Origin of the sequence: Paraburkholderia antibiotica, from assembly GCF_012927125.1 — a bacterium.
GTDB classification, from domain to species: domain Bacteria; phylum Pseudomonadota; class Gammaproteobacteria; order Burkholderiales; family Burkholderiaceae; genus Paraburkholderia; species Paraburkholderia antibiotica.
Genome location: NZ_JABBFZ010000006.1, coordinates 57,939 through 74,766 on the forward strand (window position 1 = coordinate 57,939; position 16,828 = coordinate 74,766).

15 protein-coding genes are annotated in these 16,828 nt (G+C 64.2%); 9 read left to right on the forward strand and 6 right to left on the reverse strand.

Annotation, left to right across the window (positions count from 1 at the left end):
* Positions 1-59: 59 nt before the first annotated feature.
* The 3 genes from HHL14_RS12820 to HHL14_RS12830 all read left to right on the forward strand — a co-directional run bounded on the left by HHL14_RS12820 (position 60) and on the right by HHL14_RS12830 (position 1,494).
* Positions 60-461: a GFA family protein gene (locus HHL14_RS12820; RefSeq protein WP_169497985.1), complete on the forward strand. Its 402-nt coding sequence runs from the start codon at positions 60-62 to the stop codon at positions 459-461.
* A 66-nt stretch (positions 462-527) separates the two neighbouring features.
* Complete coding sequence (locus HHL14_RS12825; RefSeq protein ID WP_169497986.1) at positions 528-1,022, forward strand: GNAT family N-acetyltransferase; 495 nt, start codon at positions 528-530, stop codon at positions 1,020-1,022.
* Between the two features lie 13 nt (positions 1,023-1,035).
* Positions 1,036-1,494, forward strand: coding sequence for a GNAT family N-acetyltransferase (locus tag HHL14_RS12830; RefSeq protein ID WP_169497987.1), 459 nt, complete (start codon positions 1,036-1,038; stop codon positions 1,492-1,494).
* Positions 1,495-1,505: 11 nt separating this feature from the next.
* Here the strand turns inward: HHL14_RS12830 and HHL14_RS12835 are convergent, their stop codons facing one another.
* A complete protein-coding gene (locus HHL14_RS12835) occupies positions 1,506-2,399 on the reverse strand; it encodes a LysR family transcriptional regulator (RefSeq protein WP_169497988.1) in 894 nt (297 codons plus the stop codon).
* Between the two features lie 104 nt (positions 2,400-2,503).
* On the opposite strand from HHL14_RS12835, the gene HHL14_RS12840 reads away from it, so the two are divergent.
* Both HHL14_RS12840 and HHL14_RS12845 read left to right on the forward strand, forming a co-directional pair.
* Entirely contained in the window at positions 2,504-2,917 is a 414-nt protein-coding gene (locus tag HHL14_RS12840; RefSeq protein ID WP_169497989.1) for a (R)-mandelonitrile lyase, read from the forward strand.
* An 11-nt stretch (positions 2,918-2,928) separates the two neighbouring features.
* A complete protein-coding gene (locus HHL14_RS12845; RefSeq protein WP_169497990.1) occupies positions 2,929-3,912 on the forward strand; it encodes an aldo/keto reductase in 984 nt (327 codons plus the stop codon).
* A 24-nt stretch (positions 3,913-3,936) separates the two neighbouring features.
* On the opposite strand, the gene HHL14_RS12850 is transcribed toward HHL14_RS12845, so the two are convergent.
* On the reverse strand, positions 3,937-4,800 hold the full coding sequence (locus tag HHL14_RS12850; RefSeq protein WP_169497991.1) for an alpha/beta fold hydrolase: 864 nt from the start codon (positions 4,798-4,800) through the stop codon (positions 3,937-3,939).
* 95 nt (positions 4,801-4,895) lie between these two features.
* Here HHL14_RS12850 and HHL14_RS12855 point away from each other — a divergent pair, with 95 nt between their 5' ends.
* A complete protein-coding gene (locus tag HHL14_RS12855; RefSeq protein ID WP_169497992.1) occupies positions 4,896-5,759 on the forward strand; it encodes a LysR substrate-binding domain-containing protein in 864 nt (287 codons plus the stop codon).
* 60 nt (positions 5,760-5,819) lie between these two features.
* On the opposite strand, the gene HHL14_RS12860 is transcribed toward HHL14_RS12855, so the two are convergent.
* Positions 5,820-9,425, reverse strand: coding sequence for an indolepyruvate ferredoxin oxidoreductase family protein (locus HHL14_RS12860; protein WP_169497993.1), 3,606 nt, complete (start codon positions 9,423-9,425; stop codon positions 5,820-5,822).
* Between the two features lie 97 nt (positions 9,426-9,522).
* On the opposite strand from HHL14_RS12860, the gene HHL14_RS12865 reads away from it, so the two are divergent.
* Positions 9,523-10,428 (forward strand): LysR family transcriptional regulator, encoded by a 906-nt coding sequence (locus HHL14_RS12865; protein WP_169497994.1) that lies wholly within the window; start codon positions 9,523-9,525, stop codon positions 10,426-10,428.
* 118 nt (positions 10,429-10,546) lie between these two features.
* Here the strand turns inward: HHL14_RS12865 and bufA1 are convergent, their stop codons facing one another.
* The 3 genes from bufA1 to HHL14_RS12885 all read right to left on the reverse strand — a co-directional run bounded on the left by bufA1 (position 10,547) and on the right by HHL14_RS12885 (position 14,206).
* Positions 10,547-12,025: a BufA1 family periplasmic bufferin-type metallophore gene (gene bufA1, locus HHL14_RS32835; RefSeq protein ID WP_206002301.1), complete on the reverse strand. Its 1,479-nt coding sequence runs from the start codon at positions 12,023-12,025 to the stop codon at positions 10,547-10,549.
* On the reverse strand, positions 12,022-13,032 hold the full coding sequence (locus HHL14_RS12880; protein WP_169497995.1) for a LysR family transcriptional regulator: 1,011 nt from the start codon (positions 13,030-13,032) through the stop codon (positions 12,022-12,024). The genes bufA1 and HHL14_RS12880 overlap by 4 nt, the downstream gene beginning before the upstream one ends.
* Positions 13,033-13,303: 271 nt before the next feature.
* Entirely contained in the window at positions 13,304-14,206 is a 903-nt protein-coding gene (locus tag HHL14_RS12885; protein WP_169497996.1) for a LysR family transcriptional regulator, read from the reverse strand.
* A 356-nt stretch (positions 14,207-14,562) separates the two neighbouring features.
* Here HHL14_RS12885 and HHL14_RS12890 point away from each other — a divergent pair, with 356 nt between their 5' ends.
* Both HHL14_RS12890 and HHL14_RS12895 read left to right on the forward strand, forming a co-directional pair.
* Entirely contained in the window at positions 14,563-15,654 is a 1,092-nt protein-coding gene (locus tag HHL14_RS12890) for an iron-containing redox enzyme family protein (protein ID WP_169497997.1), read from the forward strand.
* Positions 15,630-16,820, forward strand: coding sequence for a pyridoxal phosphate-dependent aminotransferase (locus tag HHL14_RS12895; protein WP_206002302.1), 1,191 nt, complete (start codon positions 15,630-15,632; stop codon positions 16,818-16,820). Before HHL14_RS12890 ends, HHL14_RS12895 begins: the two co-directional genes overlap by 25 nt.
* Positions 16,821-16,828 lie beyond the last annotated feature (8 nt).

Sequence of the window (16,828 nt, forward strand, 5' to 3'; positions counted from 1 at the left end):
GTCTACCCATCGATGCGCGGCGCTTTTTGCCGTCTGTCTGAATGTCTGGAGCCTCAGCCATGAAACCGTCACTCGCCGGCCGATGTCTTTGCGGTGCCGTCCATTACGCGGTCAAAGACGAATTCGTCTACGCGCTGAACTGCCATTGCTCGAACTGCCGACGCGCGACCGGCTCTGCGTTCAAGCCGTTCGCGGGGATCGAGCGCGACAAGCTGCGTATCACGCAGGGCGAAGACACGTTGCTGATTTTCGGCGATGCACAGGCATCGCACGACGTGCATTGCAAGGTGTGCGGAAGCCTGCTGTTCTCGGTGGTTCGAAATGGCGAATATGCCCACGTCACGTTGGGGACGTTGACGGATGCGCCCGCCATTCGTCCCACCGCCCATATGTTTGTGGGCTCGAAGGCACCGTGGCATGACATTACGGACGATTTGCCTCAACACGACGAGTTCGCATGAGGGGGGCGTTCGGTCGCTCGCGTCGCGCTATCATCGCGAGTTCGAATCCGCATATCGGGCACCGCCATGAGCAACACCATCCGCTTTCGTCACGCGCTGCCGACCGACGTCGACCGTTGCTATGAAATCGAAATCTCCGCATACGAGGGCGACGAAGCCGCAACGCGCGAAAAAATCGCCACGCGCATCGCGCAGTATCCGGAGGGTTTCCTCGTGATGGAAATCGATGAACGTGTGACGGGCTTCATCAATTCGGGTTGCGCCTACGATGTCGTTATGTCGGATGAGGCGTTCAAGGAACTCGTCGGTCACGATGCCGCCGCGCCCAACGTCGTGATCATGTCCGTTGTGCTCGACCCGGCCGAGCAGGGCAAGGGCTATTCGAGCCTGATGATGCGCACGTTCATCGACTCGATGCGCGCGATGGGTAAAGCGACGATCCACCTGATGTGCAAAGACCGCCACGTCGAGCTCTACAAGAGATTCGGCTATCAGTACGTGCGGCCGTCCGAATCCGACCACGGTGGGATGGCGTGGCATGAGATGGTGATGACGTTGTGAGAGGGTAGAGCAGATGAAAGTAACGTTCGTCGGTACCACGCATCATGATGTGGACGCCTTGGTACAGATTCGCATCGAGGCCATGCGCGAGAGTCTGGAGCAGATCGGACGCTTCGATCCTCAACGGGCGAGGGATCGCTTCCTGGCGTCGTTCGATCCGGCGTTCTGCAGATTCATTCTGGTCGATGGCGCATGCGCCGGCTTTGTTCTCGCAAGACCGGTCGACGACTATCTCGCGCTGGACCACCTGTACATCGTCCCGCAACATCAGGGAAAGGGAATCGGTTCGGCGGTGCTGGCGTCTGTCTTCGCCGATGCCGATGCCCGATCGATGCCGGTCAAGGTCGGCGCGCTTCGCGGTAGCGCTTCAAATCGTTTCTATCAGCGGCATGGCTTCCTGAAGATCGAAGAAGCGGAATGGGATATCTATTACGTGAGAGACGTTAGGGCGCCCCGGCTCGCGCAATCGTAGGCGCCTCGCTCCTACACCCCCTTCCTCAACGCCTCCGCCACCACCACAAAAGCCGGAGTCGGCTGTCGCCGGCTCGGGTAGTACAGATGGAAGCCCGCGAACGACGGGCACCAGTCGGCCAGTACCCGCACCAACTCGCCGCTGCCGACATACGGCATCACGCGTTCTTCCGGCACGAAGGCGAGACCGGCGCCGGCCAGCGCGGCCTTGAGCGCCATCGTCGCGGTATTGAAGACGAGTTGCCCTTCCACGCGCACCTTCAACTCACGCCCGCCTTTCGCAAACTCCCAAGCGTAGAGTCCTCCGGCCGTCGGTAGCCGGAGGTTGATGCAGTTGTGCGCGGTCAGCTCCCAAGGCGTTTTCGGCTTCGGGTATCGCTTGAAATAAGCGGTCGTGCCGACCACCGCCATCCGCATGTCGGGTCCAATGCGCACCGCCACCATGTCCTTGGCGACCCGTTCGCCGAGCCGGACACCGGCATCGAGCCGCTGCGCGACGATGTCGGTCAAACCGTTGTCGACGACGATTTCAATGTGGATGTCCGGATAGTCGGGCAGCAGACGTTCGATAACGGGCCACAGCAGCCATTCCGCCGAGTAGTCCCCGGCGGCGATGCGCACGGTACCGGCCGGCTTGTCGCGCAACGCGCTCAACGCGGCCAGTTCGGCTTCGACCTCATCGAGCCGCGGGCCGACTGCCTCGATCAACCGCTCGCCGGCTTGCGTCGGCGAAACATTGCGGGTGGTTCGCGTCAGCAGCCGCAGCCCGAGCCGAGCTTCCAGATTCCGCACGGTCTGGCTCAACGCCGATTGCGACACGCCGAGTTTGGCGGCTGCCTTCGTGAAGCTGCCCTCGCGGGCAACGGAGAGAAAGGCCGTGATATCGGCCAGGTCGGAGCGCGCCATTGATAAGCCTGTCTTCTAACTTCATGCCGATTCTAGCTCTTTTTCTCAGGAATCCGCGCTGTTAGATTGGCAGTCAGGTTAGCTCTTCGACACAAGGATCATCGATGGATATCAGGAAATGCGGCTCGCAGCCGTCCGTGACCGGACCTGCCGACTATTTCACCGGCACGGTCAGAATCGATGCGCCGTTCGCGGCGCAGCAGCCGGCCCGCACGGGCGGCGCGACCGTCACCTTCGAGCCGGGCGCGCGCACCGCATGGCATACACATCCGCTGGGTCAGACGCTGCTCGTGACCGCGGGGCTCGGCTGGGTGCAGCGCGAAGGCGGACCGGTCGAGGAAATCCGGCCGGGCGACATCGTCTGGATCGCGCCGGGAGAAAAGCACTGGCACGGCGCGACCCCGGGCACGGCGATGACGCATATCGCCATCGCCGAAACGCTGAATGGCAGTCCCGCTACGTGGCTGGACAAGGTGACGGACGCGCAATATCGGGCCGACGTGGCCGTGCAGGAATAAGGAGTCGAGCGATGCAAAAACGTATTCTTGGTAGCAGCGGACTGGAAGTGTCCGCGATCGGTCTCGGTTGCATGGGACTCAGCTATGGCTATGGTCCCGCCACCGACAAGGCCGATGCGATCAGATTGATCCGTACCGCTTTCGATCACGGCGTGACGTTTTTCGACACGGCCGAAGCCTACGCGCAAGGCGCGAACGAAGCGCTATTGGGCGAGGCGTTACAGCCGTTTCGCGACGAGGTCGTGATCGCGACGAAGTTCGGCTTCGAAGGCGGCGAGGTGCAGAACGGCGTGAATAGCAAGCCGGACAACATCCGCGCGGTGACCGACGCCGCGCTCAAGCGGCTGCGCACCGATCGCATCGACCTTCTTTATCAGCACCGCGTCGATCCCGATGTGCCGATGGAAGAGGTCGCCGGGACGGTCAAGGAGCTGATCGAGCAGGGCAAGGTGAAGCACTTCGGGCTGTCGGAAGCGGGCGCGCAGTCGATCCGTCGCGCGCATGCGGTGCAACCGGTCGCCGCGCTGCAAAGCGAATATTCGTTATGGTGGCGCGAGCCGGAGAAAGAGGTTCTGCCTTTGCTCGAAGAGCTCGGCATCGGCTTCGTGCCGTTCAGTCCGCTCGGCAAAGGCTTTCTGACCGGCGCGATCACGAGAAGCACGCACTTCGACCCGTCCGACTTCCGCAATGTCGTGCCGCGTTTTTCGGAAGCGAACCGCCAGTCCAATCAGGTGCTGGTGGACGTGCTCAAGCAGATCGCGGCTGGGCTGAACGCAACGCCGGCGCAAATCGCGCTTGCGTGGCTGCTGGCTCAAAAGCCCTGGATCGCGCCGATTCCCGGCACGACGAAGCTGCATCGGCTGAATGAAAATATCGGCGCCGCCAACGTTGCGCTGACGGCCGACAACCTGCGCGAGATCGAAGCCGCGTTCGCCGATATCACCGTGCAAGGCGACCGGTATCCCGCGCACTTGCAGGCGCGCGTCGGACGCTGAGGTTGTGCTGGAAGAGCGTGCGCCTTAGCTCGCGAACGCCTTCAGCGCGCGATTGAACGCGCCGGGGTTCGCGACGTTCATGCCGTGCGATGCGCCCGTAATCGTTTCGCGCGCGGCGAACTCGATCCATTGTTCGAGCCGGTCGACGTTATTGCGGAACATACGCGGGCTTTTCTGACCGTCGATAAGCAAGGTCCGGCACTTGATGTCGCGCGCGCTTTCCGGCGTATAGGGCGGCAGCGGGTCGAGAAACTGCTTGGGCAGCGTGAGCGCGTTGTCGAGCGCCATTCGGCGGAAGCTGTCAGTGCTCTTGCTCCAGAATCCCGGCATGCTGACCGAGTCGACGAACATCGTCAGGCCCGCGTCGAACTCGCCCTGGTCGATCAGTTCCGCGACGCGCGTGCGCAGCGCATTGGTGGCGGCGGGCATCGTGGCCGGCGCGCGATCCGACGGCGATTGCAACGGGCCGCCGGGGTCCGCGAGCGTGAGCGTCTTGACGAGCCGCGGGAATTCGCGCGCGAGATGGAACGCGACGCAGCCGCCGCGCGAGTGGCCGACCAGATGCACGGGTGCGAGATCGAGCGCGACGATGAACTCGGCCACTTCGGCGACGTGCGCTTCCCAGCTGAATTCCGCGCGGCCGTACGCGTCGGCTTCGGGCCAGTAGTGGCCGAGGCTGGGCGCGAGACAGTGGAAGTGTTCGCCGAGCGCCGAGAGTTGCGGTGTCCAGTAACGGTAGTCGCACAGGGAGCCGTGCACGAAGACCATCGGTTCGCCCTGACCGGCCTCGACGTAAGGCACCGAGAGGCTCGATGCCGTCGTGACGAAGGACGGCATGGGGAAGGCGCCAGCCAGGGCCAGGGTCGTGTGGTGGGTGCGTGCGTTCATCGTTGGTTCCTTTTCGACACTATGCTGCGCCGCAACCACAATGAAAATCGCATAATTTTGATGGTATCGTTCAGGTTTTCTGATAGATTGCCCGAATGCCCAACGAAATCAAGGCACTTGACCTCGACGTGCTATCGATGATGGTCGCTGTTGCCGATGCCGGCACGATCAGCGGCGCGGCTAAACTCGTGCATCGTTCGCAATCGGCGGTGAGCATGCAGATCCGCGCGCTGGAGGCGGTGCTCGGCAAGACGCTGTTCGTGCGCCACCCGCGCAGCGTCGTGCCGACCCAGGAAGGGGAGGTGCTGCTGACCTACGCGCGCCGGATGCTCGCGCTGCGCGACGAAGCGTGGGCCGCCGTGGTCCGTCCGGACGTGACCGGGCGCGTCGTGATCGGCGTGCCGGACGACTACGCGTCGTCGCTGTTCCCGCCGATCCTGAAGAAATTCTCGGCGACTTATCCGAAGGTGGAGATTCAGGTGATCGGCCTACCCAGCATGGCGTTGCAGCCGATGCTGAAGGAAGGCACGGTGGACCTCGTCTGCGCGACCCGGGTCAAGGGTCTGCATGGCGAGTTTCTGCGCCACGAGCCGATGGTGTGGGCGGCCGCGCCTGGTGCGACCGACATCTGGCGCGAGCGGCCGTTGCCGATCGCCGTGTTTCTGCCGGGCAGCGTCGCGCGCGAGAAGGCGATCCGCAGCCTCGAACAGGCGCGGATTCCGTACCGAACCTCGTACGAAAGTCCGAGCCTGCTCGGGCTGCTGACGATGGCCGAAGCCGGTCTCGCCGTTACGCCGCTGGCCCAATGCGCGGTGCCGTCTCACTTCACGCTGTTGGGGCAGGCGCATGGCTTGCCCGAGATCGGCAACCTCGAAGTCGTGCTCGCGCGCAGCGCCGCGTCGAACCGTCCGCCGTGCGAATTTCTGGCGGAGCGTATCGTCGCGGAGTTGCGGCGCTGAGCGTGACGATGAGCGGCGTTTAGCCTTGTTAGTTCCGGTACGACTGATCCGGCCGCCTGCTCAACCATTCAGTTCGAGCGCCTGAGCCACCGTCTCACCCTCGCTATGTGCGATCCCGCCACCTTGCCCGAATTCGCTCAGAAGCCGCGTTCGCTTGCCGGCCACGGCTTCGGCATTGCGCTCCTTCACGTGACCGAAACCCCGTAGCGACTGCGGCAGGGCAGCCAGTTCGAGCGCGGTTTTCAGGTTGTCGCCGTTCAGCTGCTGCGCAAGCTGCATCGCCAGCGCACGGAAATCCTCGATCGCGGCGCGCTCGTGTCGACGTTCTTCGCTGTAGCCGAACGGGTCGAGCGCGGTGCCGCGCAGTCGTCGGCAAGCGGCCAGCGCACGGAACGCCGTCATCATCCACGGACCGTACTGACGCTTGATGAGACGGCCCTGCTCGTCGCGCTTCGCAAACAGTGGCGGCGCAAGGTGGAATTTGAGTGAGACCTCGCCCTCGAAGCGAGCCTTCACCGTCGCCTCGAATTCGCCATCGGTGTAGAGCCGCGCGACTTCGTATTCGTCCTTATAGGCCATCAGCTTGTAGAGGCTGACGGCGACTTCGCGCGTGAAGGCGTCGCCGCCGACGCGTTCACGTTCGATCGCCGCGACGCGGTTCACGAACGCTTCATAGCGGTCGGCGTAGCGGCGATTCTGATAGGCGATCAGACGCGCAATCCGATCCTCGACGATACGCGCGAGCGACTTCGAGCGGCTCGGCATAAACAGGACCGGCGCGAGTTTTTCCATACCGGCGGCCTCGCGCACCACGGCGAGATCGAGCGCGGCCTGACGTCCCCACGCGAACGCTTCCTTGTTCATCGTGACCGCCGCGCCGTTCAACTCGATGGCCTGCAGCAACGATGCTTCCGTCAGCGGAATCCAGCCTTTCTGCCACGCGAAACCCAACAGGAACATGTTGGTCGCGACGCCGTCGCCGAGCAGCGCGGTGGCGATCGAGGTCGCTTGCACCGACTCGACCACGGACACGTTGGCGGCCACCTGCGCGCGCAAGCCGTCCGGCGATGCCTGCCAGTCCGGATCTCGCGCGAAGGCGCCGGTCGGCGCGACGTCGGTATTGAGCAGCGCGATGGTGCGCGAGCGGTTCGCCATCGCGATCGCGTCGCTGCCGGCCGCGACCATCATGTCGCAGCCCAGAATCAGGTCGGCCTCGTTCGCTGCCACGCGAGCCGCATGCAGATCCCGCGGACTCGCGCCGATGCGCACGTGCGACATCACCGCGCCGCCTTTCTGCGCCATGCCCGCCATGTCGAGCACGAGCACGCCCTTGCTTTCGATGTGCGCGGCCATCCCCAGCAGCGCGCCGATCGTCACGACGCCCGTGCCGCCAACGCCGGTCACGAGAATATTGAAGGGCCGCTCGAGCGGCCGCTGAAGCGGCGCGGGCAGACCGGTCGGCGCGGCGGCTCTCGTGCGCGTCGCCGCTCTCAGCTTGCCGCCTTCGACTGTGACGAAGCTCGGACAGAAGCCGTTCACGCACGAATAGTCCTTGTTGCAGGCACTCTGATCGATTGTCCGCTTGCGGCCGAGTTCGGTTTCGAACGGCACGATGGACACGCAATTGGACTGGACCCCGCAGTCGCCGCACCCTTCGCAGACCTGATGATTGATGAGCACGCGCCGCGCCGGGTCCGCGAGCTTCTTCTGTTTCCGTCGACGACGCTTTTCCGCCGCGCAGGTTTGCACGTAGACGATGGCCGTCACGCCTTTCACTTCGCGCAGTTCCCTCTGCAGCGCATCCATCTCGCTGCGGTGAAGCAGGCGAGTGCCGGCCGGCAGTGTCGCGTCGGCGAACTGTTCGATATCGTCGGAGACCAGATGGACCTGTTTGACGCCCTCGGCCGCAAGCTGCTGCAGGATCTGCAACGGCGACGGCGCGCCCTCGACCGGCTGACCGCCGGTCATCGCCACTGCATCGTTGTAGAGGATCTTGTAGGTGATGTTCACGCCCGCCGCCACCGACGCGCGAATCGCCAGCGACCCCGAGTGCATGTACGTGCCGTCGCCGAGATTGGCGAACAGGTGCGGCGTAGACGTAAACGGCGCCTGGCCGATCCACGTCACTCCTTCGCCGCCCATCTGCGTGAAGGTCTCCGTGCGCCGGTCCATCCACATGACCATGAAGTGACAGCCGATGCCGGCGACCGCGCGGCTGCCGTCGGGTACCTTGGTGGACGTGTTGTGCGGACAACCGGAGCAGAAATAGGGCACCCGCGCGGGCAGCGTGGGGTCCATGCTCGCGTGAGCCGCCATCGCGCAGTGGTCGGGCAGCAGAAACTTCGACACCGTAGCCGGCAATGCGCCACCGACGATGCGCGCGAGCCGCGCGGCAATCACCGCGGCAATCGTGGCCGGCGCAAGCTCTCCATTCGGAGACAGCAGGATGCCGTCCTTCGGCACCTGCACCCATTCGCCCGCCTCGCTGTATTTGCCGACGACGCGCGGCCGCGACGCAACCGGTTCGTTGTAAAGCTGCTCCTTGATCTGATATTCGATGATCTGCCGCTTCTCTTCGACGACGAGGATTTCCGACAGACCCTCGGCGAATTCGCGCACGCACTGCGGTTCGAGCGGCCACGACACGCCGATTTTCAGCAGGCGGATGCCGGCGCACGCGGCGGTGGTTTCATCGAGACCGAGCAACGCGAGGGCTTCGAGCGTATCCAGATAGCTTTTGCCGGTGGTCGCGATGCCGAGCTTCGCATCGGGGGCGTGCCACGGCTGGCGGTTCAGGCCGTTCACGCGCACATATTCGAGCAGCGCGTACAGGCGCTCGCGTTGCAGGCGGTTCTCCTGCGCGAGCGGCGCATCCGGCCAGCGAATCGAAAAGCCGTCGGGCGGAATCGGGTAGGTGTCCGGAATGGTGATGGGGACGGCCAGCGGATCGATCTCGAACGACGCCGAGGTTTCGATCGTATCCGTGATGGCCTTGAAGCCGACCCAGCAGCCGGAGTAGCGCGACATTGCCCAGCCGTGCAGACCGAACTCCACGAATTCGCGCACGCCGGACGGATTCAGGGCCGGCATCATCGCGGCGATGAACGCGTGTTCGCTCTGATGCGGCAGGCTCGACGATTTGCAGCTGTGGTCGTCGCCGGCAATGACGAGCACGCCGCCGTGACGTGACGTGCCGGCGATGTTGCCGTGCTTGAAGACGTCGCCGCTGCGGTCGACACCCGGGCCTTTGCCGTACCACAGCGCGAATACGCCATCGACGGTCGCGTTCGGGTCGAGGTTGACCATCTGCGTGCCCCACACCGCCGTAGCCGCCAGTTCCTCGTTCAGGCCGGGCACGAACTTGATGTTGCTGCCGGCCAGGTGGCGCTTCGCTTTCCACAGTTCCTGGTCGACCGCGCCCAGCGGCGAGCCGCGGTAGCCGGAGACGAAACCGCCGGTATTCAGGCCCGCGGCTTCGTCGCGGAGCTTTTGCGCGAGGAGCATCCGGACCAGCGCTTGGGTGCCGGTCATGTAGACGCGGCCCTTGGGTTTCAGATATTTGTCCTCCAGCGTGACGGCCGGCTTTTCGTTGCCGTTGCCATTGCTGCTGTTGCTTCCGTCGCTGCCGCTGTCCGTCGGACTGCTTTCCCGGCCACTCGATTCCATCGAGTCGTCTCCGTCCATGTTTTTGATGGTCGCAGTATAGGAATGCATGTCTTCATCGTAAAATCAATTTTTCACCAACCTGATATCTGAATTTCAGATGGCCGCCGACATCACCATGAAGCAGCTCCGGTACTTCGTTGCCACCGCCGAGTGCGGACAGGTATCGATGGCCGCGTCGAGAGAACATGTGTCGCAGTCGGCGGTGACGGCCGCCATCGGCGCGCTCGAGGAGATACTGGGCACGCGCCTGTTCGAGCGGCACGCGCACGGCGTCACGATTACGCTCGACGGCAACGATTTCTACAATCACGCGCGCCACGTGCTCGACTCGCTGAACGACGCGGTCCACAAATCGCGCTCGCGCGCGCACGAAGTCGCCGGCGTGCTGCGCATCGCGGCGTCGTACACGGTGATGGGCTATTTCCTGCCGGAAGTGCTCGCGCGGTTTCGCGCCAGCTACCCGAACGTGTTCTTCGAACTGCACGACCTCGAACGCGTGAGTCTCGAACAGGCGGTGCTCGCGGGCGATGTCGATGTGGGCGTCGCGCTGCTGTCGAACGTGATCGAGATCGGACGGTTCGGCCACCGCAGCCTGATCCGTTCGCCTCGCAAGCTGTGGGTGTCGCCGTCCCATCCGCTCGCGAAGATCGAACGGCCCAGCCTCGGCGAAATCGCCGAGTACCCCTACGTGATGATTACCGTCGATGAAGGGGAGGCCTCGACCATGCGCTACTGGACGAAGGAAAAGCTCGCGCCGAACGTGATCCTGCGGACCGGGTCGATGGAAGCGATGCGCGCTTTCGTGTCGCACGGCTTCGGCGTCACGATTCTGTCCGACATGGTTTTCAGGCCGTGGTCGCTCGAAGGCAAGCGCATCGAAGCGCGAGAATTGAGAACGCCGATTCCCGAGATGGACGTCGGCATGCTCTGGCATAAGACGCGCTCGCGCTCGGCCGTGACGCGCGCGTTCATCGATTTTCTGGCGTATGCGCGGCAGGCGTGAGGCGTAGGCGTTTATCGGCGCCTACGCATCTGTCCTAACGCTCAATGCCCTAATGTTTTAAAGCTCTAAGCACAGCGATGCGCGCCTCACTGCAACCGCGATGCGTTCCCGCTCGTCATCACGGCGATTTCGCAAGCTGCCCGACTTCGCCCTCCGGCATTTCGCGCACGACCCGGAAGCCGAGATAACCGCGCCGTACCGTCGTCGGGACGGCGGCACGGCTCGCCGCGCGCACGAAAGACGGCACGTTCGACCAGGACCCGCCGCGTATCACGTGACGGCTACAGGCTGCAGCATCCCACGCGCTGCCGTCGCCCGGCGCGCCGGTGTAGTCGTCGTGCCAGCAGTCGGCCGTCCATTGCCAGACGTTGCCCAGTTCGTCGAATAAGCCGAACGGATTCGCCGGGAAACTGCCGACGGGCGAACTGTACATCCACTTGTCGGCGCCTTGCGCATAGCCGCCGCAATTGGTCTGCTGCTCGCACACGTCGGGGCCGTAGTTGGCGTCGTCGCGCGTGAGTCCATCGCCCCACCAGCGCGCGGTCGAGGTGCCGGCACGCGCCGCGTATTCCCATTCGGCCTCGCTCGGCAGGCGATAGCGGACGCCTGTTTTTTGCGTCAGCCACGCCAGATACGCGCGCGCATCGTCCCAATCGACGTTGACGGCCGGGTAGGTGTCGCGGCCGTGCCCATCGTCGCTCGGGTTGTACGCGCGGCATCCGCCGTCGCGCACGCAGGCATCCCACTGCGCGAAGGTCACGTCGAACCGGCCGATCGCAAACGACGCCGCGATATCGACGACATGCTGCTTTTCATTGCCAAAGCGCCCGGTCTCGCTAGGCGGCGAACCCATTACGAAGCGGCCGGGCGGTAGCGGCACAAGTTCCGGGCAATCGGGGCAGTCGCGAAACGGCTTGCCCGACGCCGCGGCGCTATGCGTGGCGCCGGCATGACCGAGCGCGGGCAACTGCGCGGACAGGTACAGCGACAGATTGGCGATATCCGCGTCCGTCAACGCGCGGGCTGCGGTGGTCATCAGCGGCTGGTTGCGGGCGCCGCTGCGAAATGCGCCCAGTTGCTCGCCCAGATAGCCGGCGTACTGACCGGCGAGCTTCGGGTAGCCCGGCGTCTCCGAATTGCCGGCGGGTCCATGGCATGCGGCACACGCGGGGATCGCGCGAGCCGTATCGCCGTGCGCATACAGCGACGCGCCGGCGGAAGCGTCGACCTCCGACGCGTCCGACGCTGCATCGGCATGGCAGGCGAGCGGCGCGGCTTGCACCTTGCCGCCGAGTTGCGTGCAGGTCCCTTTGGGGACCATCGTCCATTCGGTCGGATCGCGGTCGTGCTGCGACAGGCCGGAGCACAAATGGAAGCAGGTGGTGTTCGCGCAATCGTTATGACCCGCCGTCGCGACGCCGTAGCAGACTTCCTGATTGCCGGCGTCGGCGGCTTGTGCGGGCGAGGCCGCCACGCCGGCGCAGAGGGCCGCGAGCGCCGCGCGGGCCAGCATTTGCTGCGCGGAAGTGGTTGGGTTTGCCGGAGTGGTTTGGGTGTCCTGGGTTGCCTGGCTGGTTTGGATAGGCGCAGTCGTCATGCCGCCGCTCCGCGCAGCGCGTCATGCCGGTGAAGCATCCGCGCGGCCGGGGGCGGCAGACGGCAGGGCGCGTCGCCGGTGCCGGACGGCTCGTCTCGCGCGGTCCGTCGCAGATGATCGAGCAGCATCGCGGTCTGCACCGACATCGGCTGACTGCGCGGCACCGCGATCTGCAGTTCGAGTACCGCCCATGCGTCGTCGAGGGTGACGGCGACGAGTCCGAGCGGCTGGCCGATCGAGCGAAACACCTCATACGGCACCAGCCCGACACCGACCCCGGCCTGCACCATCCGGCATAGCGCGTCGAAGCCGGAGACCTGGACTCGCACCTTGAACGCGTCGCCCACCGCGCTCGCGGCGCGCTGGCAGCGTCGATTGACCCAGCAGTCGCTTTGCAGGCCGACGTAGTCGGTATCGAGCGTATCGACGAACGACACGCTCGGGCGTTGCGCGAGCGGATGCGTGCTTCGCGCGATGAGAACGAGCCGATCGCGCCGGTACGGATGCAGGTGGGTGCACTCGTCCATGAAATCCGGATTCGTGCAGATTCCCAGGTCCGCGTTGCCGTCGCGGATCGTCTGCAGCACGTTGCTGCTCGGCATTTCGTTCAGCTTGATCTGGATGTCCGGGTGCAATTCCATGAAACGGTTCAGATCGTCCGGAAAGAACTGGATGATCGCCGACAGATTGGCTGCGACTCGCACCGTGCGATGTTCTCGCAAGCCGCGCTCGCTCAGTTCGGCGTTGATCCGCTGAGCGCTCGAAATCATTTCGCGCGCATGCATCAGCACGATCTCGCCGGCCAACGTCAGCGTCATGCCGCTCCGTTCGCGCAGGAAGAGCGGTTCGCCGAGCGCCTGCTCGAGCTCATGCAAACGTTTACTGGCAGCCGAAACGGCGATGGCTTCGCGGCGCGCGGCATGAGTGAGGGTTCCGTGCTGGTGGATCGACAACAACAATTGCAGGGTCGTCAGATCCAGATGCTTCAAGAGGGTTTTGAGTTGCATCGCCGCTGTCTCTCTTTATCGTCTGGTTTTCGGTCGGATTCGCCGCCTGGCCGGGCGGGGGGGCGTCTCGTCAGAGCACGCCGAAGTTCGCGCGAGTGCGCCAGCGCCCACATCGGGCCGGGCGCATCGCGTCACATGCGCTGTCGTGGAGAGTCCGCAACATCGCTGGTCCAACCTTTCAGGTGTAGGCCGAACGATGATAGTGCGCGGGTGCCGCGCCGACCCCTGCCAAGTTGTAATGTCAGCATTCTCCAAACGAGAATGCTGGGGCTCAGCGTTTGCCGGTCAGGAAATTGACCAGCGCGGCCGCGGGCGCGGCGAGCCGTTCGTGGTTGCGGCACGCGATCATCAGCGTGCGGACCGCCCAATCCTCGGCGATCGGCACGAGCTGCACGTTCAGCGTGTTGATGTACAACTCGCCGATCTGCTGCGGCACGACCGCGACGCCGAGCCGGACATGCACCATCCGGCACAGCGCATCGAGACTGCCGACGCGGATCTTGACGTCGAGCGTCGCGTCGAGCTTTTGCGCCTGCTCCGCCAGCAATTTCATCAACGCGGCATCGCAGCGCAGCCCGACGAACTGTTCGCCGATGAGCTCGTGCAGACGCACGGTCGTCGCGCCGCAGAGCCGATGGCCAGCAGGCACCATCAATACCAGCCGGTCGCTCCGATAGCGGCGCAGATCGAGCCCCTCAGTGCCGGGAATGGCATTGCAGATACCGAAGTCGACGTCGCCTTCCCGCACGCTGCGCAGCACGTTGGCGCTGGTCTGCTCGTCGATCTCGATGTCGACCTCGGGAAAGACCCGTTTGAACGAGGAAATGTCCTCGGGCAGAAACTGCACCACCGCCGACAGATTCGCGACGATGCGCACGCTGCCTTTCGCGCCCGTCGCGTAACGGGACAGCTCGGCCTCCATGCTCTCGAGGTTCGTGATGACCGCTTCCGCGTAGCGCGCGACCGCTTCGCCGACCGGCGTCACCGAAATGCCGCGCGACTCGCGGATCACCACCGGCAGCCCGATCAGCGCTTCCATTTCCGCAATGCGCCGGCTCACCGCCGACGGCGTAATGCATTCGCGTTCGGCGGCGCGCGCGATGCTGCGCTCCTGGCAAACGGCAACGAACAGGCGCAACGACGTGAGATCGAATTTTCTAAGCAGTTGCGTCATAGCGTGGAACGAGACCTGAATGCGAAGCGCGGTTTTAAATCAGGTCGCCAGCGTATCACGGCGAATTAACTTTAAGACCCAAGGGATTTACCTCATTAATAACCAGCCCGCATAAATAATCCGCGAAAAACAGTGCCGGAATATCGTTCTCGAAAAAGAAACTGAGGTTGAAAATTTGCGACTGGCCCTTTCCATTCTCATTCATTAACTTATGACCGAACTTCATTTGGCGCCGGGTCGATAGAACAGACGTCGTCATCCCATTTATTCGTACGAGGTCGGCCGACGGAAGCAATCGGGTCGATGCTATTTATTCCAAGGCCTTATTTCCCAAATAGCATAATGGAGCGCTGAAAATGACGGAACCGCAAATTTGTCTCCTGTCTTTTATCGAAGACTTCGCAAAACAGCATACTTTGGGAAATCAGGCGGCGCGTTGGCGCGAACAGGGGCATACCGCCGCTTATGTGCTGGATATGCCGCTGCGCCAACGCATCGTCGATGCGACCCGGCGCCTGGCGCTGGATGCGCGTTGCGACGATCCGGCCCGGCTGGAATATCTGCATCGCGTGCTGGCCGCGATTTACGACTATCGCTTTTCGGTTCCTGACGTCGCGACCGTCGACATCGATTTTTCGCCGCTATTCGCGGATATCGCCAGCCTGCTGGAAGCCGCGATGCTCGACGCCGAACTCAATCCGATCGACGAAGACATTTTCTGGGCGATGCCGACCGAGGGCGAGGCTTTTGTCGAATGGCTGAAGCGCACGATGTCCGACCATCCGGCGGCGGTCCATACGTTCTACCGCGAATATCTGCGCGACGCCGCCAATGTGGAGAGCCTGAAAGTCTTTCTCGCTCAGGAAACCACGCTCGATCCGCGTTTCGACGACATTCTCGCGCTGATGCAGGTCGGCACCAGCGGCACCGAGAAAATGGAAATCGCCAAGAACTACTACGACGAGATGGGCTGCGGCGACGCGAGCGGCGTGCATACCTATCTGTTCAGCAAGACGCTCGACGCGCTCGGCATCGATAGCGACTACGTGAACGGCACGCTGCTGCCCGATTCGCGCGTGTCGGGCAACCTGTCCGCCTGTCTCGTGTTGAGCCAGCGGCATCACTACAAGGCGGTCGGCTATTTCGGCGTGACCGAATATCTCGCGCCGCGCCGCTTCAAGGATCTGGTCGCCGGCTGGCGTCGACTGGGTTTGCCGGAGGAGGGGATCGCGTACCACGATCTGCATATCCGCATCGACGCGATTCACGGCCGCGCGTGGCTCGACAACGTGATCCGGCCGCTCGTCGATCACGATCCGCGCGTGGCGCGCGAGATCGCACTCGGCGCGCTGATCCGCCTCAATTCGTCGGCTCGCTATCTCGACAAACTGCAGAGCACGCTGGTCTCGCGCGATGCCAGCGCATGCGCGGAATCGTTGGCCGTCTGATGCGCGCGCCTGACGACATCGTCCGGGTCGGCACGGCGTCGCCGCTCGTTGGGGTCGCGCGCGAGGCGTTCCGTCTTGGCGACGTCGATTTCCTGTGCTTCGGCGAAAGCGATCACCCGGCGCCCGCGAGCGCGGTCGCGGCGCTCCGGGACGCGCTGGAGCGAGGCGAGACGCGCTATCCGGACATTCGCGGCCTGCCCGTGTTGCGCACGGCCCTCGCCGCGTATCTGTCGACGCTGCACCGGCGCGTGGTGGCCGAGCCGCGTATCGCCGTAACCGCATCGGGGATGGCCGCGGTGAACGTCGCCTTTTCGGCGCTGCTTCGGGAAGGCGATGTCGCGGTTGTGGTGTCGCCGTCCTGGCCGAATCCGGCCAATCTGGCCCGCACACGTGGCGCGGTCGTGCGGGAGGTTGCGCTCGTCCACGGCGAGGCCGGCTTCACGGTCGATCTCGACGCGCTCGAACACGCATTGGCCGGCGCCCGGCTGCTGTTCCTGAATTCGCCGAACAACCCGACCGGCTGGTGCGCGAGCGACGCGGATCTGGCGGCGATCCTGGCGCTGTGCCGCAAGCTCGGCGTGTGGATCGTCTCCGACGACGTCTACTCGCGCCTCGTGTTCGACGGTCGCGAAGCGGCGCCGTCGATTCTCGATCACGCAGAGCCCGACGATCGCGTGATGGTTTGCAACAGCTTCAGCAAGGCCTGGGCGATGACGGGTTTTCGCGTCGGCTGGCTGGTGGTGCCCGACGGCCTGCGCGACGAAATCGGCGAACTGATCGAGGTCACGCACTCGGGCGTGGCCCCGTTCGCGCAACGTGCGGCAATCGCCGCGCTGGCGGACGACGCGTTCGTCGCGAACTTCCGCGCGTATTGCGCGAGAGGCCGCGCGATCGTCGACGCCGCCTTCGCCGACGTGCCCGGCGTGCGCTATCGATCGCCGGCCGCGACCTTCTATGCGTTCGTGCAGATCGAAGGGCTCACGGACAGCGGCGCACTCGCGATGCGGCTCGTACGGGAACAGCGGATCGCGGTGGCGCCGGGCGGGGCGTTCGGCCTCGGCGGCGAAGGTTTTATCCGCCTCTGTTTCGCGCAGGACAGTCGCCGTCTCGAACAGGCGGTGACGCGACTCAAACGCAGCGTGGCCGATCTCGTGCCGTGTGACTGATTCACTTC